We start from the raw sequence: 19,021 nt of genomic DNA on the forward strand, positions 1-19,021 counted from the left end.
GGGGGCGACGGGACACGCCACCGCCGCGGCGACCGAAGCGGGTTGCTACAGGCAGAAGCTCAGCTCCAGCGGCCCGAGGTGAATCGGCGCGCACACCTCCACCGATCCCGCGACGGGGGCGGCGGTCTCGGCGGAGGCGGGGGCGGCGCCGATCGCTGCCGCGGTGAGAACCAGGCCGGCGACGGCGAGCGGACGAATAATTCTGGAGTTCATAAACATTCCTCGGTTGTGCTCTGCGATGGAGTCCCGGGTTCGGGACCGGCCTCATCAGAACACAAGGCGCGCACGATATGTCGCTCGCAGCGCAGTTCTTGATTCTTCAGCCGATATCCGCGCGCGTGTCGTAGAAATCCACAATTCCCGCCCGGCGGCTCGCAGGCATAATTCGCCGGAGAAAACCGGCCGGCGCGGCGCGAACGTTTGTTCGGGGTATTTCCCGGGTACGGCGGTCATACAGTGAAAGGAAGCCTGCCGCGTCCAGGGCGGCGAGCGTGAGGAGGTCCGCCATGAGCGCGAAACGAGGCCGCGCGCTGCTGCCGTCCGAGGTCAGCGACGACCGATCCATCTTCGATCGCTTCGCCAGCCGCGCCGCGGCGACGGTGTCCAAGGCCTGGTTCTTCGCCTTCTGCGTGCTGATCGTGCTGGTGTGGGCGCCGAGCATCCTGGTGCTGCGCAATATCGACACCTGGCAGCTGGTGATCAACACCGCGACGACGATCATCACGTTCCTGCTGGTCGCCCTGCTACAGAACACCCAGACGCGCTCGGACGAGGCGGTGCAGCACAAGCTCAATGCGATCGCCGACGCGCTCGGCGACCTGATGGACGAACTCGGCCCGGAATACCCCGGCCTGCGCAGGCATCGCGAAGACCTCACCGACGCCGTCGGATTGGAGCGTCACGAGTCCAGCTGACCCGGCGTGCGTTCAGGCCGGGTAGGGCTCGGCGCGTAGCAGTCGCGCCAGATGGGCGGCGTTGCGGGCCAGCGTCGCGTTCGTGCCGGCGACGGCCTTGGGGACGGAATCGAGATCCAGGTAGTCGACGCCGCTCATCGCCTCACCGTTCCAATAGGTGCCGCCCTGACCGGGAATGCTGAACCCGATGTCGTCGAGCGCCTGGAACAGATCGGCGATGATCTTGTGCGCACCGTCCTCGTTGCCGACCACCGCCGCCGTGGCGACCTTGCCGAACATGGCCGGGCGACCGCGGTCGTCGGTGTTGGACAGTTCGGCGTCGAGCCGCTCGAGCATCCGCTGCGCCACCGAGGACATGTGGCCGAGCCAGGTCGGGGTGGAGACCAGCAGGATATCGGCGGCCAGGATCTTCTCCCGGATCTGCGGCCACTGATCGCCCTCGCCCTCGTCGGCGGTGATCCCTGGCAGCACGTCGTAATCGACCACCCGCACGATCTCACCGCGCACCTCGTGCTGGGCGAACTCGGCCAGCACCTGCCGGGCCAGTCGATCGCTGCTGGACTCGGCAGGCGACTTCTTCAACGTGCACACCAGCGCGACCGCGCTCAGCTCGTCCATGACTGCTCCTCCTGATCCGGCCACCGTCGCAGGTGACGTTTTGCCAGGGCGGTACCCGCTGCGCCGAGGCTCACACAGCCGTCCGGCCGGTGCCCGGGTTTGCCGGCCGGGAACCGGGTAGACCGATCGTGACCGGTCGATCTCAACCCCAACAGGAGGCAGTAACGATGTCGGTCCCCATCAAGAGCACCCTCGACGCCGAAGCGCAGCGCATCACCGGTGACGCACTGCGGGCGAGCGTGGTCGATCTCATCGATCTGTCGCTGATCGCCAAACAAGCGCACTGGAATGTGGTCGGCCCGAATTTCCGTCCCTTGCACCTGGCCCTGGACGAACTGGTGACCGCGGCGCGCGGATTCACCGATGCGGTGGCCGAGCGGGCCACCGCGATCGGCGTCAGCCCCGACGGACGGGCGCAGACGGTGGCCAAGGAGGCCGCCGGACTCGGCTTCCCGGACGGCTGGCAACAGGACACCGACGTCATCACCGCGATCGTGGACAACCTCGCCACCGTCATCGGGCGATTCCGGGAACGCATCGACGCCACCGAGAAGCCCGACCCGGTGACCCAGGATCTGTTCATCGAGATCGCCGCACGGCTCGAGCAATTGCACTGGATGTGGCAGGCCCAGCTGGCCACCGCCTGACCGGGAGCGCAGCACCGAGACGAGGAGGAGACACGATGGCCGAGCAGGTCGGTGACGTTCTGTTGCGCCGCCTCGGGGAATGGGGTGTGCGCCAGGTCTTCGGTTACCCCGGCGACGGAATCAACGGTCTGCTCGCCGCATGGGCGGGCAGCGACGACTATCCGCAGTTCGTGCAGGCCCGGCACGAGGAGATGGCCGCCTTCGAAGCGGTCGGATTCGCCAAATTCTCCGGGTCGGTCGGGGTGTGCGCGGCGACCGGAGGCCCGGGCGCGATCCACCTGCTCAACGGCCTCTACGACGCCAAACTCGACCATGTGCCGGTGGTGGCGATCGTCGGCCAGACCGAGCGCAGCGCGCTGGGCGGTTCACATCAGCAGGAGGTCGATCTGCCCACGGCGTTCAAGGACGTGTGCAGCGCCTACTCGCAGCTGTGTGTGGTGCCGCAGCAATTGCCCAACGTGCTCGACCGCGCCTTCCGCGTCGCGATCGCCGAGCGGGCGCCGACGGCGGTGATCGTTCCCGCCGATGTGTTCTCGCTCGACTACACCGCGCCGGCGCACGAGATGAAGAACGTCCCGTCGAGTCTCGGCCTGAGCCAGGGCACCATCACACCCGATCCGGAGGCACTGCGCCGCGCGGCCGAGATCCTCGACGCGGGGGAGCGGGTCGCGATCCTGGTCGGCCAGGGTGCGCGCGGCTGCGTCGAGGAACTGACCCGGCTGGCCGATCTGCTCGGCGCGGGCGTGGCCAAGGCGCTGCTGGGTAAAGATGTGCTGCCCGATACCGAACCCTGGGTGACCGGATCGCTCGGCCTGCTCGGCACCACGGCCAGTCACTACCTGATGTCGGAGGCCGACACCCTGCTGACCATCGGGTCGAACTTCCCCTACAGCGAATACCTGCCCGAGTACGGGCAGGTGCGCGGCATCCAGATCGACCGGTCCGGCGCCTGGATCGGCATGCGTTACCCCTATGAGGTCAGCATTGTCGCGGATGCGAAAGCCGCACTGCGCGAATTGATTCCGATGGTGAAACGCAAGCGTGACCGCAGCTGGCGCAAGCGCGTCGAACACGAAGTGGCGCAGTGGTGGCGGGCCGCCGACGAGGTGGCGATGCTGGACGCCGATCCGATCAATCCGATGCGCATCTTTTCCGAGCTGTCACCGCAACTGCCCGAGAATGCCGTGGTCACAGCGGATTCGGGGACCTCGGCCGACTGGTACGCGCGTCACCTGCGTTTCCACGGCGATATGCGTGGGTCGCTGTCGGGCACGCTGGCCAGCATGGGGTGCGCGGTGCCGTACGCCATCGGCGCCAAATGGGCGTACCCGGAGCGACCCGCCATCGCGCTCGTCGGCGACGGGGCCATGCAGATGAACGGCCTGGCCGAACTCATCACCATCGCCCGCTACTGGCGGCAATGGCAGGACCCGCGCCTGATCATCGCGGTCCTGCACAACAACGACCTCAACCAGGTGACCTGGGAGCTGCGCGGAATGCACGGCGCGCCGAAATTCCCGGATTCGCAGACCCTGCCCGATGTTGACTACGCCGCGTTCGCGCGCAGTCTCGGGCTCGCCGCCGAATCCATCGACGATCCGGCGGCGCTGGCCGGCGCGTGGACGCGGGCATTGTCGAGCGCGCGCCCGGTGGTGCTGGATATCGCGTGTGATCCGAATGTGGCGCCGATACCACCCAACACCACCTTCGAGCAGTTCTCCTCGCTGGCCAAGGCACTGCTGCACGGCGATGAAGACGCGGGCCCGGTGCTGGCGCAGTCGGTCAAGCAGAAGACGCGCCGCTTCTTCGCCAGGCACCGCAGCGGTTAGCGGGCGCGATCAGCGCACGCGCGCCTACTTCTTGCCGACCGCGATATCGGCGAGCCGGGCCAGCGCCTCCTTGTTGCGTGGTATGAGCAACGCCCCTTCGATCGGTCCGGGCACCCAGCGGCTCGGACCGCGAACGGCCTTCTCCGCCATCCGGATCTCGGTGCGGCCCGGGCCGATCTCGACCAGGTCGAGCCTGATCCAGGCCGCGCCGACCGGCCACAGCCCCGCGTCCAACTCCAGGCTGTGCGGTGGGTCGACGGCCCGCACCGTGGTGGTGTCGTCGATGGTGAACGGCCATAAGCCGACCCGGTGATGGATCCGTGCACCCACTTGCGGCCAGTTGCTGTCGACCTCGCGGATGTGGGAGGCGCCGACCACCCAGCTCGCAAACGACCAGCCGTCGGCGAGCACCGCGAAGATCTGCTGCGGTGACGCGGCTACCTCGGTCCGGACCTCGACCATGATGTCCTGCCTTCCTCGGGTGCGGATGGTTCAGGGGCGGAAGACCGCGCGCACGCACTCCTGTTTGCTGTTCTTGAACAGGTCGTATCCGCGCACCGCCTCGTTCAGTGGCAGATCGTGGGTGATGAGGTAGGACGGATCCAGATCGCCCTGCTCGATGTAGTCGAACATGCGCGGCATATAGGCTTGCCCGCGCTGCTGGGCGGAACGAATGGTGAGGCCCTTGTTGGTGATCACGCCCATCGGGAACTTGTCGGTGAGACCGTAGACGCCGAGCACCGACACCACGCCGGCCTTGCGGCAGGCCACGATCGCCTGGCGCAGCGAGGTCGCGCGATCCGTCTCGAGCCGCAGCAGTTGCTTGGCCTTGTCGTAGAGCTGCTGCAACCCGGTTCCGTGCCCTTCCATGCCGACGGCGTCGATACAGGCGTCGGGTCCTCGGCCGCCGGTGGTTTCGCGCAGCGCCTCGGCCACACTGTCCACGGTCGTGTAATCGATCGTCTCCGCGCCGGCGCGGCTGCGGGCCAGCTCCAGCCGGTTCGGGAACCGGTCGATGACGATCACCCGTTCGGCGCCGAGCAGGCGCGCGGTGTGCGCGGCCATCAGACCGACGCCGCCGCTGCCCCAGACCGCGACCGTGTCGCCGGGGGAGATATCGCAGAAGTCGGCGCCCATCAAGCCCGTCGGCACCGCGTCGGAACAGAACAGTGCCTGCTCATCGGTGACGCCATCGGGGATGGTGAAGCAGTTGACATCGCCGAACGGCACCCGGATGTACTCCGCGTGCGAACCCTGGTAGCCGCCGAAAGGATGGGTGTAGCCATAGATTCCGCCGGAGGGATAGCCGAGCAACGGTTGTTGTAGCGCGGCGTTCGGGTTGGTGGTGTCGCATGCCGAGTACAGGCCGTTGCCGCAGTACCAGCACGACCCACAGCCGATGAACGACGGCACGACCACCCGGTCACCGGCCTTCGCCGACGTCACCTCTGGCCCGGTCTCGACGACCTCGCCCATGAATTCGTGCCCGATGACGTCGCCTGCGCGCATCCCCGGCAGATAGCCGTCGATGAAATGCAGATCCGAGCCGCAGGTGGTACTCAACCGCACCCGCACGATCACATCGTGTGGATTGACCAGGACCGGATCGGGCACGGTCTCGACGGCGAGATCATTGACGCCGTTCCAGCACAGTGCACGCATCATGCCTCCTGCTCGGTGCGTCGGCCGCTGGGATTGTGTTCGAGGGTGGGCATTTCGCCGGTCTGCAGCAGCGCACGGGCGCGATAGAGCGCGGTGAACGCCGCCGCGCCGGTGAGCAGGCCCGGTGCCGGGCTCGCTGTCCGGACGGTGACCTCGGTGCCGAGGTCGTGTGGTGCGTCGGCGAAACGCAATCGGATCTGTTCGTCGTGTTCGCCGGTGAAGCGCAGTTCGTCAGCATCGTCGACGACGTCCGTCTCCCACCGCAGAGCGTCATCGCCGAGCTGTTCGAAGGTCCACTCCAGGCGGTCCGGCCCCGCCTCCCGCACCTGGGCGATCCCCTGCAGGACGGCCGACAGGTTGTCCGGATCGCGCCAGAACCGCCGCACCTCATCGCGCGGTCGCGCCATGGTCATCGTCTGGGTGCTCACCCCGCCACCGGAGGCCCCCACGACTTTCCCGACCAGGTCGACCACCTGGTGCTTGGCCTTGTCGATGTAGTCCACGAGCACTCCCTCCGAACGGCGACCGGCGGCCGGAGCAGCCGCATTCCTTCACCGCATACCCCGTGCTCGGCAAACAATGTCGGGGCCGGCCAGGTGTGAAATCGGGGAGGCGGGCTATGCCGGAGAGGGGAGGGACCTATGAGATTGCGGCGGAGCAGGCCTTACGGACCGGGCATCAGGCGGATCGCCCGTGGGCGCGGATTTTCCTATGTGGCCGACTCGGGTGAGCCGGTCGCCGACGCCGACACCCTGGAGCGCATTCGCGGGCTGGTGATCCCGCCGGCGTGGCGCAAAGTGTGGATCTGCCCGCACCCGAACGGTCATATCCAAGCTGTCGGCGTGGACGTGGCGGGCCGCAGGCAGTACCTCTACCACGAACGCTGGCGCCGCGAACGCGACGAGGAGAAGTTCGATCGGGTCCTCGACCTGGCCCGCCGGCTACCCGAGCTGCGCGCGCAGTTGGAAGCGGATCTGGGTGTGCGTGGCCTGCCACGTCGCCGCGTCGAAGCGCTGGCGATCAGCCTGGTGGATCGCGGCGTATTCCGGGTCGGCGGTGAGGAATACGCCGAGGAGAACGGGACACGCGGCGTGGCCACCCTGCTGCGCGATCAGGTGCGCGTCGCCGGGGACGAGATGGTGTTCGACTACATCGCCAAGGGCGGGATCCGGCGGCGGGTACGGGTGCGCGGGCCCGCCCTGGCGAGGGCCGTTCGCGCGCTGCGACGCCGGCGGACCGGCACGCGGCGGCTGTTGGTGTACCGCGACGACGCGGGATGTCACGAACTGCACGCGGAGGAGATCAACGCTCGCTTCAAAGAGCTGACCAGCCCCGAATGCAGTGTGAAAGACCTGCGGACTTGGCAGGGCACCGTGCTGGCCGCGGCTGGATTCGGATCGGCGCGGCGCCCGGAGTCCCAGCGCGGCAGGCGACGCGTCGAGCGGGAGATCTTCCAACAGGTCGCCGACGCACTGGGCAATACGCCCGCCGTGGCGCGCGACTCCTACATCGACCCACGTGTGGTCGAGGCCTTCGAGAACGGTGCGACGATCCATGCCGCGCTGCGACGGGCGAACCGGGCCGATGCGGATGAAGAACAGACCGCGATCATCGAGCGGGCCGTCATCCGGTTGTTGCGTAAGGCCGCAGGCTGAATCGCGCCGTGGCCGCAACGCCAGTTGCCCAGCGCCGCCGGCGAATTCGGCCGACGGCCGGCGGTCACGGGTCAGGACCGGGGTGCCTCCGGAGGTGAGTCCGACAGCTCGGGGCGAGCTCCCGGCCGGGGTCGTCGTCGGCGGTGGTTGGGGGTCGCGCCATTCCTCGGCGCGGCTGGACCGATTCCCGCGCAGGGTGCCCTGCATCAGCGGGGCGAATTACGCGCGCCGGCTCAGGGTTCCTCTCCGCGCCCGCGGCGGCTGCCGATATAGGCGCGTTCCCTGAACTTGGTGACGAGCCCGGGCACCAGCGTGACCTCGGCCGGATGGTTGAGCATCGGGTCGAAGAAGTCGGTGCGGTAGTCCTCGGGTTCGGCCTGGTGCAGGGTCAGTTCCCCGGCGGTGCGGCGCGGGGTCCCGATGCCCTGGACGGTGATCTCGAAACCGAGGGTGTGCTCACGCAGATGCTCTGCCATGGCATCCAGCGAAGCGGTCGCGGGCTGGTTCGCGTCCGGTTCGGCATGCACCCAGGTCAGGCTGGATGCACCGAACCGGTACGGCAGCAGGGAGCCGTAGCGGGCGCTGACCCAGCCGCGGGCCGGAGTGATCGCCAGCCGGCCGAGCCCGCCGCGGCCGGTGGTGGCCAGCACGAAATCCCACGGATGGTCGTCGCGATCGAGCACCCGGAAGGCCAGCCCGAGCACGTCCGGTAGCCCCGCGGGGGTGCCGATTCCCTTCGACATCCGCGCGATCACTGCCCGCTCGCCGGGTCCGAAGAGCGAGACGTATTCGTCCTCGGCATGCAATCGCCCGGACAGCCGCACGCCACGGGGGTGGAACACCCGCCCGTGCCGTACCCGGGCGCCTGCCTCGAAAGCCTTTGTCACGGTGGCGGAAACCAGATCGGCCATCACATATCCTTCGCTGCTGTCATCGGTCTAGTCGGTTGTGGCCGCATCGGATGGTTCGGACAACTCCGCACCTGCTCCGTGCCGCACGGCGCGGCCGGCGTGGGCTTCGGCGCGAATTCGTTCGACCATGTGCGGGTAGTGCACTTCGAACGCGGGTCGTTCGGTGCGGATGCGCGGCAGTTCGTAGAAGTTGTGCCGAGGCGGCGGGCAGGTCGTCGCCCATTCCAGCGAATTGCCCGCACCCCATGGATCGTCGACGGTGACCACTTCGCCGTACCGGTAGCTGCTGAACACATTCCACACGAACGTCACCATCGAGGCTCCCAGCACGAAGGACCCGATGGTGGAGACCGTGTTGAGCGCGGTGAACCCATCGCCGGGCAGATAGTCGGCGTAGCGGCGCGGCATGCCCTCGTTGCCCAGCCAGTGCTGCACCAGAAAGGTGAGGTGGAAGCCGAGGAACGTGGTCCAGAAATGCAGCCTGCCCAGCCGTTCGTCCATGAACCGGCCGGTCATCTTCGGGAACCAGAAATAGATCCCGGCGAACGTCGCGAAGACGATGGTGCCGAACAACACGTAGTGGAAATGCGCTACCACGAAATACGAATCGGTGACGTGGAAGTCCAGCGGCGGGCTGGCCAGGATGACACCCGACAGACCGCCGAGCAAGAAGGTGACGATGAAACCGATCGAGAACAGCATCGGGGTCTCGAAGGTCAGCTGCCCGCGCCACATGGTGCCGATCCAGTTGAAGAACTTCACCCCCGTCGGCACCGCGATCAGGAAGGTCATCAGCGAGAAGAACGGCAGCATCACCGCGCCGGTGGCATACATGTGGTGTGCCCATACCGCCATCGACAGCGCCGCGATGGCGATGGTGGCGAAGACCAGGGCGGTGTAGCCGAAGATCGGTTTGCGGCTGAACACCGGGATGACCTCGCTGATGATGCCGAAGAACGGCAGCGCGACGATATAGACCTCGGGATGGCCGAAGAACCAGAACAGGTGCTGCCAGAGAATGGTGCCGCCGGTGGCCGGGTCGTAGATGTGGCCGCCGAGATGCCGGTCATAGGCCAGCGCCATCAGCGCCGCGGTGAGGATCGGGAACGCCAGCAGCACCAGGATGCTGGTGACCAGGATGTTCCAGGTGAAGATCGGCATACGGAACATCGTCATCCCCGGCGCGCGCAGACAGACCACGGTGGTGATCATGTTGACCGCGCCGAGAATGGTGCCGAGACCCGACACCGCCAACCCCATGATCCACAGGTCCCCGCCGACGCCCGGCGAATGCAGTTCATTACTCAACGGTGTGTAACCGGTCCAGCCGAAATCCGCCGCGCCGCCCGGCGTGAGGAATCCGGCCGTCGCCATCGTCGCGCCGAACAGATACAGCCAATAGCTGAGCGCGTTCAACCGCGGAAAAGCCACATCGGGTGCGCCGATCTGCAACGGCAGGATCGCATTGGCGAACCCGAAAACCACTGGGGTGGCATAGAACAGCAGCATGATCGTGCCGTGCATGGTGAACAGCTGGTTGTACTGCTCGGGCGAGAGGAATTGCAATCCCGGCCGCGCCAGCTCCCCGCGCATCAGCAAGGCCAGCAGGCCGCCGATGAGGAAGAACGCGGTCGCCGACGCCAGGTACAGGATGCCGAGCACCTTCGGATCGGTGGTGGTGATGATTCTGTAGAGCGCCGACCCCTTCGGCCCGCTGCGGGCCGGATACGGTCGCGTCGCGGTGAGCTCACCCACCGCGCCCGAGGATGTCGCCGTCATCCCACCTCCCACATCGATGCCGAGAATGCGCCCATGTCCTCGCCCTACCCGCATCGCGGCGGCTGAACCACAGGAGCGGCCACCGAATATCGCGGCGCACTGATCGGCACCGCTTGTTTTATCGGCTCCGCGCGTGGAATGGCGAGATCGAGTGCCGCATCGACAGGAGGACGCGCATGAGTGGGACCGACTACCCCGACGGGCCCGGCCTCGCGGCCGATGTGACGCGCGGGGATGCGACCGTGGTCGTGCTCGGCGACGCCATGCTCGATGTGTGGAAGTGGGGCAGGTGCGAGCGGTTGTGCCGCGAGGCCCCGGTGCCGGTGGTCGATATCGAACGCAGCTCGTCCATGGCCGGTGGCGCCGGCAATACCGCCGCCAATCTCGCGGCACTGGGCGCCGACACCCGCTTGCTCGCCCTGACCGGCGACGATCCGCCGGCCGCCGCGCTCGCCGAGGTGCTGGCCCGCCGCGGCGTCGACACCGGCCGGATCTATCGCGCGCCCGATCGGACGACACCGGTGAAGACGCGCATCGTGGCCGATGAGCAGATCCTGGTGCGCTTCGACGAGACGAGCACCGGTATCGCCAGGCCCGATGAGATCGCCGAGTTGCTCGCTCGCCTCGACGATGCCCTGATCGGGGCCGACGCACTGATCGTCTGCGACTACGGCGGCCCACTCGGCGACAGCTTGCGCGCGGGCCTGCTCGAGCGCCGTGAACGCCTGCCGCTGCTGATCGCCGACACCCACCATCCCGGACGCTGGCGTGCGCTGCACGCCGATCTCCTCACCCCGAACGCCGGCGAGGCGGCCGAGGTTCTCGGCCTCGCGACCACCGCCGGGGCCGATCCCGACCAGCGTGCCGAGCTGTTCGACCGCCACCGTGACGCGTTGTTCGAGGCGACGGGCACCCGCACTGTTGTGGTGACCTTGGACCGCGACGGCAGTGTGCTGCTCGACGGCGACCGCCCGGCGCACCGCACCTGGGCGCATCCGGTGCGGGAAAGCCAATCCGCGGGCGGCGGGGACACCTTCGTCGCCGCGTTGACGCTCGCGGTGCTGGCCGGGATGCCGCTCACCGGTGCGGTGGAGGTGGCGCAGGCCGCCGCCGACGTCGTCGTGCACCGGCCGGGCACCTCGGTGTGCACGCGGGAGCAGTTGCGGGCGCGCATCGACCGCAGTGGTGGTGCGGTGCTGGAGCCGAGGCAGTTGATCGAGGCCGTGCGCGGGCATCGAGCCGCCGGGGAGCGCATCGTGTTCACCAACGGCTGCTTCGATGTGGTGCATGCCGGGCACATTGCCTACCTGAACGAGGCCAAGCGGCTCGGTGATGTGCTGGTGGTCGCGGTCAACTCCGACGAGAGCGTGCGCAGGCTGAAGGGCCCCGACCGTCCGGTCAATCCCGACCATGATCGGTGCGCGGTGCTGGCCGCCCTGAGCTGCGTCGATCATGTGACAGTCTTCGACGAGGACACCCCGGAGCGGCTGTTGCGGGCGACCGAACCCGATCTGTACGTCAAGGGTGGCGACTACCGGCCGGAGATGCTGCCCGAGGCGCCCGTCGTCGCCGAGTACGGCGGCGAGGTGCGCGTGCTCGGCTATCTGGCCGATCATTCGACCTCGGCGATGATCGAACGCATCCGGGACCGATCGGCGACGGGAGGTGGGTGATGAGCCCAGACCTCGAGGTCCGCCAAGGGTGATCGCTCGCTGCGGGCCTGCTGCCCGGCGGTGCGATCCATCCGGAAACCCCCGACCACGGTCACCGATCGGCGCGTGCAGGCCTACGAGGTGGTGCCTCCGTTCGTTGTGGCCGCACCGCGCTATCCGGGCAGCCGGCCGGGACGCTCGGCAGCGAGCAGGTCGAGCAGCTCGGCGTCCACATCCTCGACCGACACCGACGTGACCAGCGATTCGTCATGCGGGCAGCGCGCGCGGAACTCGTCGGTGATGTCGCGCCCGCATACCGGGCAATCGTCGCGCCAGGAGATCAGCACGCGGTCCTCGGTGCGGCTGAGCGGGCCCGCGTTGACGACATTGCCGATCCAGAACACGCCCACCGTCGGCGTGCCGAGGGCGCGGGCCAGATGACGCGGGCCGCTGTCGTTGCCGACCAGCACACGGCTGCGGGCCAGCACACCACACAGGGTGGTCATATCTGCCCCGTCGAGTAAGTGAATGGTGGCGCCACCGCGGATCCCGGACGCATTCGCGTGCGCCGTGTCCGCGATGGCGGCGAGCAGGGGACGTTCCTCGCTCGTGCCGATCAATACGACGTCCCAGCCGCGGCCCAGACAGCGGGCGCAGATCTCGGCGAACCTGGACGCGGGCCATCGCCGCCGCGGGTCCCGCGCACCGGGATGTATCGCCACCGTCGAGCCGGTCGTGCCGGTCGAGACGCGGTCCGCGGCGGCCAGATCGGCTGCGGTGAGGGGCAGTTCGGCTTCCAGCAGCACCGGCGGAGCGCCCGCCGCCCCGACCACTTCGAGCGCCCGCAGGGTCTCGTTGTGGTAGTAGCGGAACGGGACGGTGCGGTCCAGCGCGGGTGCGTCGGCGGCTCGTGAGCCGACCGACCACCGTGGATTGAGCTGCTGGATAACGGTATTGGACCAACCGCCGCCGCCGTGCAGCTGCACGCCCAGATCCACCGGTGTGCGCAGCGCACGACGCAGGCAGTCACGCAGGCCGTCGTCTCCGGGGCCGGCCACGCCGACAGCCGATTCCGGCAGGACGACGACCTCGCCGATCGGGGTCGGCCGCCCGTTCAACAGCTGCGCGTGCAGGGCGGAACCGAGCAGCACGATGTCGGCCTCCGGATAGGCGGCGGCCAGGGCATGCACGGCGGGTATGGCGAACAACAGATCGCCGAGGCCGCCGCCGCGCAGCACCGCGATCCGCCGCACTCCGGGCCAGCGCGGCCGCAACGGGCCGACGGCGAGCCGGTGCACCGCTGTGTCCGACAGCGCCGGTTCGGCCATGCCCACCCTCCTGTCGACGAAACCGATTGCCCCGCATCAGCGTGTCGCATACCCGGAGGACCGCACCCGAAACCGGTGCGCTGTTGCGGCGGCCGAGGGCGCCGGTCCGCGGATTGTCGCGCGGAATACCGGGTACGCGCCGCTTAGGGCCCAACGGAGGTTGCTACGGGCGCCGGTAACGCAGCGAGCAGGAAAGGGGACCGCCCCGTGAAGATCGCCATGGTTTCCGAACACGCCAGCCCCCTCGCCGCGCTCGGCGGTGTCGATGCCGGTGGGCAGAACGTGCACGTCGGCGCGCTGGCATCGGCCTTCGCTCGCGACGGGCACGAGGTCAGCGTCTTCACCCGGCGAGACGATCCACGCATCGACACCGAGGTCGTCACCGGCGACGGCTATCGCGTGATCCACGTGCCCGCCGGTCCGCGCACACCCATTCCCAAGGACGCGATATTGCCGCACCTGGGAGACTTCGCCGACTTCCTGTACGAATCCTGGAGCAGCGACAGCCCCGATGTGGTGCACGCCCACTTCTGGATGTCGGGCCTGGCCACCGAACTCGCCGCGCGGCGCCTGCACCTTCCGGTTGTCCTGACCTTTCACGCCCTCGGCACGGTCAAACGCCGTTACCAGGGCCGCGCCGACACCAGTCCACGCGCGCGGATCAAATTCGAGCGCCTCATCGCGGTGAGCGCCGACCACATCGTGGCGACCTGCTCGGACGAGGTGCGTGAACTGGCGCGCATGGGTGTGCCGGACGCGCGCACCTCGGTCGTGCCGTGCGGGGTCGATCTCTCGATGTTCGATCGCCACGGCCCCATCGCGCCGAAGGGGCGCCGCAGGCGGCTGCTGTCGATCGGGCGGATGGTGCCGCGCAAAGGATTCGACACCGCCATCAAGGCCCTGCCGGAGCTGCCGGACACCGAGCTGCTGATCGCCGGCGGCGGTGCCGACGACACCGCGCGGGCCGAGGCCGCCCGCCTGCGCCGGATCGCCACCGAGCACGGGGTGGCCGACCGGGTCCAGCTGCTCGGTCAGCTCGCCCATGCCGAGATGCCCGCCCTGCTGCGTTCGGCCGATGTGGTGGTGTGCACGCCCTGGTACGAACCGTTCGGCATCGTCCCGCTGGAGGCGATGGCCTGCGCGAAGCCGGTCGTCGCCAGTGCCGTCGGCGGTTTGCTCGACACCGTCGACGACGGCGTCACCGGTGCGCTGGTGCCGCCCTCGGAACCGAAACCGCTGGCCCGTGCGCTGCGGTCACTGCTCGCCGACAGCGCCCAGCGTCGTCGCTGGGGCGCGGCGGGCCATCGGAAGGTGTGCGGGCGCTACTCCTGGGACCAGATCGCCGCCGACACCCTCACCGCCTACGAGAAGGCGACGAGCGCGCAGGCAGCCGCGCTCGGAGCAGCCAGCTGACAGAGCCATCCGACCGACGTCTGAAGGGATACAGCGTGAACGCATCTGCGAACACCCCGCTCGGCAACGTCCTGATCACCGGCGGCGCATCAGGTCTCGGAGCCGCCGTCGTCGACGCGGTACAGGCCGAGGGCGGCACCGCTCTGGTCATCGACCGCGACAAACCGGAGGCCGAAGTGGCCTGGGAGTACGCGGACCTGGCGTACTCCGACGACACGCGGCGCGCGGTGGAGCAACTCATCGCCACGGTCGATGGACGGCTGGACGCGGTGTTCACCGCGGCCGGCATCGACGCCTGCGGCGCACTCGACGAGGTGGCCACCGAGGACTGGGAGCGGGTGATCCGGGTGAACCTGCTGGGCACGGCGGCCGTCATCCGTGCCGCGCTACCCGCCTTGCGGGCGAGCCACGGCACCGTGGTGACCTGCGCGTCCACCCTCGGAGTGAGGGCACTGCCCGATGCCACGGCCTACTGCGCGTCGAAATTCGGGGTGGTCGGGTTCACCAGGGCGCTGGCCGCCGAGACCGCCGGCGACGTCGGCGTGACCCTGCTGATCCCCGGCGGTATGGACACCGCGTTCTTCGACGACCGTCCCGCCCAGTACGCGCCGCCGCCGGATGCGCGGCTCAACAAGCCGGCAGATGTCGCGGCCACCGCGATCTTCGCGATGACCCGGCCACCGGGCTGCGAGATCCGGGAAATGGTGGTCTGCCCGTCGACGGAAAGCTCGTGGCCATGATGAACAGCGCATCCAGATCGCTGAACGTCCTGGTGTGGCATGTGCACGGCTCCTGGATGACCTCGTTCGTGCAGGGCGGCCAGCAGTACCTGATCCCCACCGACACCGAACGCGGGGCGTGGGCGCTGGGCCGCTGCGGACGCGACTGGCCGGAGTCGGCCCGCGAGGTCGCGCCCGCCGACCTGCTCGACGAACAGATCGACGTGGTGGTGTTGCAGCGCCCGGAGGAACTGGATCTGGTGCGGCAGTGGTTGCACGCCGAGCCTGGTGCCGATCTGCCCGCGGTCTACGTCGAGCACAACACGCCGCGCGGACATGCCTGCCTCACCCGGCATCCGCTGGCCGACCGCGACGACATCGCCCTGGTCCACGTCACCGACTTCAACCGGCTGATGTGGGACAACGGGCGGGCACCGGCCACGGTGATCCCGCACGGCGTCATCGACCCCGGCCACCTCTACACCGGCGAACTGGACCGCGCGGCCACCATCATCAACGAACCGGTGCGGCGCGGCCGGGTGACCGGCACCGACCTGCTCGCGCCGCTGTCGCAGGCCGCACCTTTCGACGTCTACGGCATCGACACCCTCGACCTGCACCGGGCCCTCGGCCTGCCGGCGGAACGGGTGCGCGGCGCGGGCGACCACGATCAGCGACGGCTGCACCGCGAACTCGCGCGTCGTCGCGTATTCGTGCACACTCCGCGCTGGACCTCGCTCGGCCTGTCGGTGATCGAGGCGATGTATCTGGGCATGCCGATCGTCGCGCTCGGCACCACCGAGGCGTCGGCGTCGATCCCGGCCGAGGCGGGCGTGGTCTCCAATGATCTCGACGTGCTCGACGAAGCGATCCGCATGTTCGTGCGCGAACGCTGCTTCGCCGAATTGGCGGGCAAGGCCGCCAGGCAGTGGGCGCAGGCCAATTTCGCGATCGACCGGTTCACCGGACACTGGGACCGGTTCCTGCGCGAGGTGGTGGGGTGAGCGGCCATGTGCTCGTCGCCCGGCTCGACAGCGCCGGCGACGTGCTGGTGACCGGGCCCGCGGTGCGGGCGGTGGCGGCGCGAGCCGACGAACTCACCTTCCTGGCCGGCCCGCGGGGGCGCGCGGCGGCCGAACTGTTGCCCGGCGTCGACAATGTGGTCGAATTCGCCGCCGGTTGGGTCGATTTCGATCAGCCGCCGGTCACCGCCGCCGTCATCGATGACCTGGTCGCCACCCTCGCCGCCCGCCGGATCGATGAGGCGCTGATCTTCACCTCCTTCCACCAGTCCCCGCTGCCGCTGGCCCTGGTGTTGCGGATGGCCGCCGTGCCGCGGATCTGCGCGATCAGCACCGACTACCCGGGTTCTCTGCTGGATGTACGGCATGCGGTGGACGACGATGTGCCGGAACCTGTCCGGGCGTTGTCGCTGGCCGAGGCCGCCGGGTATCCCTCGTCGGATTCCGCGCTCGCCGTGCGAACCGATCTGCCGGATGTGCGGGCGCTGACCGGGGAGCCGGGATACGTGGTGGTGCATCCGGGCGCGGCGGTAGCGGCGCGCCGGATGTCGGCGGGGCGAAACCGCGCGATGGTGGCCGCCCTGGTCGGCGCCGGCTATCGGGTGCTGGTCACCGGTGGACCGGACGAAACCGAGCTCACCGCAGCGGTATCCGGCGATGACGCACTCGACCTCGGTGGCGCGACCGACCTGCCCATGCTCGCCGCGGTTCTGCGGGCGGCCCGGGTGGTGGTCGCACCCAATACCGCGGCCGCCCACCTCGCCGCGGCCGTCGGCACGCCGGTGGTGTCATTGTTCGCGCCCGTCGTGCCGGCGCCGCGCTGGGCTCCGCACCACGTGCCGTGCATCGTGCTCGGTGACCAGTCGGCGCCCTGCGCGGGCTCACGCGCGCGGGACTGTCCCGTGCCCGGGCACCCGTGCCTGGAGCACATCAGCGATGACGCGGTGGTCGCGGCGGTGGACACGCTCGCCGTCGCATCCTCGTCCCGGTTGCCGACCGTCCGGCCGGCACAACAGCGCGGGCGGATCGACGCGTTGCGCTGACCGAGCGACGAGCCCGCGACGCTGTTTCAAGAGCAGGAGGCAGGGCATGCCCCAAGCAACGGTGTCGAGGGCCGGCACCCGGATCGGATCAGGAGGGCAGATGGACGGCGTCTCGGAACCCTCCCGTACCGCCGATTCGGATCCGCGTCCGGCGGCGGTGCTCTTCGATCGCGACGACACTCTGATCCGCGATACCGGATACCTCGCCGACCCGGATCTGGTCCGGCCGATGCCGGATGCGCGCAGGCAGCTGCGCCGGTTGCGCCGCGCGGGTCTGCGCATCGGCATCGTGTCCAATCAGTCCGGCGTGGCGTCCGGCCGGATCAGCCCGGCCCAACTCGCCGCGGTGAACGCGCGCGTGGAGGACCTGCTCGGCCCGTTCGACACCTGGCAGATCTGCCTGCACGGTCCCGCCGATGGCTGCCGGTGCCGCAAACCCGAGCCAGGGTTGATCCTCGGCGCCGCGGCGGAACTCGGCGTGGACCCGTCCCGATGCGTCGTGATCGGCGATATCGGATCCGACATCGAAGCCGCGTTGGCGGCGGGTGCCAGGGCCGTGCTGGTTCCGACACCCCGCACCCGCGCGACCGAAACCGACCGCGCCCGGCGACTGGCGGCGGTGGCTCCCGACCTCACTCGGGCGATCACCCTCGCGCTCGGCGCACCGGGGACCGGGAAGGAGCAGACGTGAGTAGCGCCGAGCGCCCGGCTGACGGCCGGCCGGAAAACCTCGATCCGCGCAGTCGCGTGCGGACCGCCGAGCTGGAAGACCATTTCGACGCGCTCGGACGCGCGCTGCACCAGAACCTGCGCCCGGCGGCCGAACACGTCCTGGCCTGGGGTGTGCGGCTGGCCGGCATCTATGCCTCCGGCGGACGCTTGTTCGCCTGCGGCAATGGCGGCAGCGCCGCCGAGGCACAGCATCTGACCGCCGAACTGACCGGCCGCTTCCGCGCCGAACGCCGGCCGCTGTCGGCGATCTCGCTGCATGCGGAGACCTCGAGCCTGACCGCGATCTGCAACGACTACGGCCCCGACGAGATGTTCGCCAGGCAGCTGTTCGCCCACGGCCGCCCCGGCGATGTGCTGCTCACCCTGTCGACCAGCGGTTCCAGCGCCAATGTGGTGGCAGCGGCCAAGGCGGGCAAGGAGATCGGCATGGCGACCTGGGCGATGACGGGGCCCTCGCCCAATCCGCTGGCCGCCCTCTGCGACGACGCCATCCCGGTCGACGCCGATTCGGTGTCGGTCGTGCAGGAGATGCACCTGGTGCTGGTGCATTCGCTGTGCGCCGCACTGGAATCAGCGATGGGGGTCGACAGTTGAGCAGCACCGCACCGTTGGTGATCGTCGGCGACGTGCTGCTCGATATCGATATCGAAGGCCGCGCCGATCGCCGCAGCCCCGACGCGCCGGTGCCCGTCGTCGACGTCACCAGCCGCTCCTATCGCCCCGGCGGCGCGGGGCTGGCGGCGACGCTGGCCGCCCGATACGCCGACGAGGTGGTGCTGGTGGCCGGATTCGCCGATGACGAGCCCGGACATCGACTGCATTCGCTGCTGGCCCGCCGGGTGCGGGTGGCGGCGTTGCCGTTCTACGGCAGCACGGTGTGCAAGCAACGCGTGCGGGCCACCGGTCCCTGGGCGGGTGGGGCGAGCGAATCCGTGCTCGCCCCGATCACCCGGCTGGACTTCGGGCACGGCCGCACCGTGGCGGGTCCGGTGAGCGAGGACGCCCGGTGGGCGTTGGCGAATGCGGGCGCGGTGCTGGTGGCCGACTACGGGCGCGGGGTGACCGCACATCCGCAGATCCGGGCGCTGCTCGAGCAG

General features: G+C 69.1%; 20 protein-coding genes and 1 pseudogene. 12 read left to right on the top strand and 9 right to left on the bottom strand.

Going from position 1 to position 19,021, the window contains the following annotated elements:
• Positions 1-45: 45 nt before the first annotated feature.
• Together GV790_RS30495 and GV790_RS05020 are read right to left on the bottom strand one after the other, a co-directional pair.
• Positions 46-213 (bottom strand): hypothetical protein, encoded by a 168-nt coding sequence (locus GV790_RS30495; protein WP_169332979.1) that lies wholly within the window; start codon positions 211-213, stop codon positions 46-48.
• Between the two features lie 106 nt (positions 214-319).
• Complete coding sequence (locus GV790_RS05020; RefSeq protein WP_163810949.1) at positions 320-508, bottom strand: hypothetical protein; 189 nt, start codon at positions 506-508, stop codon at positions 320-322.
• Between GV790_RS05020 and GV790_RS05025 the strand changes: the two genes are divergently transcribed.
• Positions 507-914, top strand: a complete 408-nt coding sequence (locus GV790_RS05025) for a low affinity iron permease family protein (RefSeq protein WP_163810951.1) — start codon at positions 507-509, stop codon at positions 912-914. The genes GV790_RS05020 and GV790_RS05025 overlap by 2 nt on opposite strands.
• A gap of 12 nt (positions 915-926) precedes the next feature.
• Here GV790_RS05025 and GV790_RS05030 read toward each other — a convergent pair whose 3' ends face one another.
• Positions 927-1,532 (bottom strand): flavodoxin family protein, encoded by a 606-nt coding sequence (locus tag GV790_RS05030; protein ID WP_163810953.1) that lies wholly within the window; start codon positions 1,530-1,532, stop codon positions 927-929.
• A 167-nt stretch (positions 1,533-1,699) separates the two neighbouring features.
• Here GV790_RS05030 and GV790_RS05035 point away from each other — a divergent pair, with 167 nt between their 5' ends.
• Entirely contained in the window at positions 1,700-2,179 is a 480-nt protein-coding gene (locus GV790_RS05035) for a Dps family protein (RefSeq protein ID WP_163810955.1), read from the top strand.
• 35 nt (positions 2,180-2,214) lie between these two features.
• Positions 2,215-4,008, top strand: coding sequence for a thiamine pyrophosphate-requiring protein (locus GV790_RS05040; protein WP_163810957.1), 1,794 nt, complete (start codon positions 2,215-2,217; stop codon positions 4,006-4,008).
• Positions 4,009-4,032: 24 nt separating this feature from the next.
• Here GV790_RS05040 and GV790_RS05045 read toward each other — a convergent pair whose 3' ends face one another.
• Genes GV790_RS05045 through GV790_RS05055 form a run of 3 tightly spaced genes read right to left on the bottom strand, consistent with a single transcriptional unit; the run spans position 4,033 to position 6,173 of the window.
• Positions 4,033-4,470 (bottom strand): SRPBCC family protein, encoded by a 438-nt coding sequence (locus GV790_RS05045; RefSeq protein WP_163810959.1) that lies wholly within the window; start codon positions 4,468-4,470, stop codon positions 4,033-4,035.
• A gap of 30 nt (positions 4,471-4,500) precedes the next feature.
• A complete protein-coding gene (locus tag GV790_RS05050) occupies positions 4,501-5,670 on the bottom strand; it encodes a zinc-dependent alcohol dehydrogenase (RefSeq protein WP_163811137.1) in 1,170 nt (389 codons plus the stop codon).
• A complete protein-coding gene (locus GV790_RS05055) occupies positions 5,670-6,173 on the bottom strand; it encodes a hypothetical protein (RefSeq protein ID WP_163810961.1) in 504 nt (167 codons plus the stop codon). The genes GV790_RS05050 and GV790_RS05055 overlap by 1 nt, the downstream gene beginning before the upstream one ends.
• 138 nt (positions 6,174-6,311) lie before the next feature.
• Between GV790_RS05055 and GV790_RS05060 the strand changes: the two genes are divergently transcribed.
• A complete protein-coding gene (locus GV790_RS05060; protein WP_163810963.1) occupies positions 6,312-7,325 on the top strand; it encodes a DNA topoisomerase IB in 1,014 nt (337 codons plus the stop codon).
• A gap of 233 nt (positions 7,326-7,558) precedes the next feature.
• Here GV790_RS05060 and GV790_RS05065 read toward each other — a convergent pair whose 3' ends face one another.
• Together GV790_RS05065 and ctaD are read right to left on the bottom strand one after the other, a co-directional pair.
• On the bottom strand, positions 7,559-8,236 hold the full coding sequence (locus GV790_RS05065; protein ID WP_178127549.1) for a phosphodiesterase: 678 nt from the start codon (positions 8,234-8,236) through the stop codon (positions 7,559-7,561).
• A 27-nt stretch (positions 8,237-8,263) separates the two neighbouring features.
• Complete coding sequence (gene ctaD, locus GV790_RS05070) at positions 8,264-10,015, bottom strand: aa3-type cytochrome oxidase subunit I (protein WP_163810965.1); 1,752 nt, start codon at positions 10,013-10,015, stop codon at positions 8,264-8,266.
• 176 nt (positions 10,016-10,191) lie between these two features.
• Between ctaD and rfaE2 the strand changes: the two genes are divergently transcribed.
• Positions 10,192-11,688, top strand: a complete 1,497-nt coding sequence (rfaE2, locus tag GV790_RS05075) for a D-glycero-beta-D-manno-heptose 1-phosphate adenylyltransferase (RefSeq protein WP_163810967.1) — start codon at positions 10,192-10,194, stop codon at positions 11,686-11,688.
• A gap of 152 nt (positions 11,689-11,840) precedes the next feature.
• Here the strand turns inward: rfaE2 and GV790_RS05080 are convergent, their stop codons facing one another.
• Complete coding sequence (locus GV790_RS05080; RefSeq protein ID WP_163810969.1) at positions 11,841-12,995, bottom strand: glycosyltransferase family 9 protein; 1,155 nt, start codon at positions 12,993-12,995, stop codon at positions 11,841-11,843.
• 207 nt (positions 12,996-13,202) lie between these two features.
• On the opposite strand from GV790_RS05080, the gene GV790_RS05085 reads away from it, so the two are divergent.
• The 7 genes and pseudogenes from GV790_RS05085 to GV790_RS30710 all read left to right on the top strand — a co-directional run.
• A complete protein-coding gene (locus GV790_RS05085) occupies positions 13,203-14,408 on the top strand; it encodes a glycosyltransferase (RefSeq protein WP_163810971.1) in 1,206 nt (401 codons plus the stop codon).
• Positions 14,409-14,443: 35 nt separating this feature from the next.
• On the top strand, positions 14,444-15,148 hold the full coding sequence (locus tag GV790_RS05090; protein WP_163810973.1) for an SDR family oxidoreductase: 705 nt from the start codon (positions 14,444-14,446) through the stop codon (positions 15,146-15,148).
• A complete protein-coding gene (locus tag GV790_RS05095; RefSeq protein WP_163811141.1) occupies positions 15,148-16,131 on the top strand; it encodes a glycosyltransferase in 984 nt (327 codons plus the stop codon). Before GV790_RS05090 ends, GV790_RS05095 begins: the two co-directional genes overlap by 1 nt.
• Positions 16,128-17,192 (top strand): glycosyltransferase family 9 protein, encoded by a 1,065-nt coding sequence (locus GV790_RS05100; protein ID WP_163810975.1) that lies wholly within the window; start codon positions 16,128-16,130, stop codon positions 17,190-17,192. The genes GV790_RS05095 and GV790_RS05100 overlap by 4 nt, the downstream gene beginning before the upstream one ends.
• Positions 17,193-17,292: 100 nt before the next feature.
• The gene (locus GV790_RS05105) at positions 17,293-17,883 is read left to right on the top strand and encodes an HAD family hydrolase (RefSeq protein ID WP_163810977.1); all 591 of its coding nucleotides are present in this window, start codon (positions 17,293-17,295) and stop codon (positions 17,881-17,883) included.
• Between the two features lie 71 nt (positions 17,884-17,954).
• Positions 17,955-18,518, top strand: coding sequence for a D-sedoheptulose-7-phosphate isomerase (locus GV790_RS05110; RefSeq protein WP_163811143.1), 564 nt, complete (start codon positions 17,955-17,957; stop codon positions 18,516-18,518).
• A pseudogene (locus tag GV790_RS30710) lies at positions 18,515-19,021 on the top strand (hypothetical protein); the annotation flags it as partial. The gene GV790_RS05110 and the pseudogene GV790_RS30710, both read left to right, overlap by 4 nt.

The sequence above is a fragment of the Nocardia cyriacigeorgica genome (genome assembly GCF_010858045.1).
Taxonomy (GTDB): Bacteria; Actinomycetota; Actinomycetes; order Mycobacteriales; family Mycobacteriaceae; genus Nocardia; species Nocardia cyriacigeorgica_E.

Coding starts and splice junctions, on each gene's coding strand:
- GV790_RS30495 (WP_169332979.1), bottom strand. CDS start 213: ATGAACTCCAGAATTATTCGTCCGCTCGCCGTCGCCGGCCTGGTTCTC.
- GV790_RS05025 (WP_163810951.1), top strand. CDS start 507: ATGAGCGCGAAACGAGGCCGCGCGCTGCTGCCGTCCGAGGTCAGCGAC.
- GV790_RS05020 (WP_163810949.1), bottom strand. CDS start 508: ATGGCGGACCTCCTCACGCTCGCCGCCCTGGACGCGGCAGGCTTCCTT.
- GV790_RS05030 (WP_163810953.1), bottom strand. CDS start 1,532: ATGGACGAGCTGAGCGCGGTCGCGCTGGTGTGCACGTTGAAGAAGTCG.
- GV790_RS05035 (WP_163810955.1), top strand. CDS start 1,700: ATGTCGGTCCCCATCAAGAGCACCCTCGACGCCGAAGCGCAGCGCATC.
- GV790_RS05040 (WP_163810957.1), top strand. CDS start 2,215: ATGGCCGAGCAGGTCGGTGACGTTCTGTTGCGCCGCCTCGGGGAATGG.
- GV790_RS05045 (WP_163810959.1), bottom strand. CDS start 4,470: ATGGTCGAGGTCCGGACCGAGGTAGCCGCGTCACCGCAGCAGATCTTC.
- GV790_RS05050 (WP_163811137.1), bottom strand. CDS start 5,670: ATGCGTGCACTGTGCTGGAACGGCGTCAATGATCTCGCCGTCGAGACC.
- GV790_RS05060 (WP_163810963.1), top strand. CDS start 6,312: ATGAGATTGCGGCGGAGCAGGCCTTACGGACCGGGCATCAGGCGGATC.
- GV790_RS05065 (WP_178127549.1), bottom strand. CDS start 8,236: ATGGCCGATCTGGTTTCCGCCACCGTGACAAAGGCTTTCGAGGCAGGC.
- ctaD (WP_163810965.1), bottom strand. CDS start 10,015: ATGACGGCGACATCCTCGGGCGCGGTGGGTGAGCTCACCGCGACGCGA.
- rfaE2 (WP_163810967.1), top strand. CDS start 10,192: ATGAGTGGGACCGACTACCCCGACGGGCCCGGCCTCGCGGCCGATGTG.
- GV790_RS05080 (WP_163810969.1), bottom strand. CDS start 12,995: ATGGCCGAACCGGCGCTGTCGGACACAGCGGTGCACCGGCTCGCCGTC.
- GV790_RS05095 (WP_163811141.1), top strand. CDS start 15,148: ATGAACAGCGCATCCAGATCGCTGAACGTCCTGGTGTGGCATGTGCAC.
- GV790_RS05105 (WP_163810977.1), top strand. CDS start 17,293: ATGGACGGCGTCTCGGAACCCTCCCGTACCGCCGATTCGGATCCGCGT.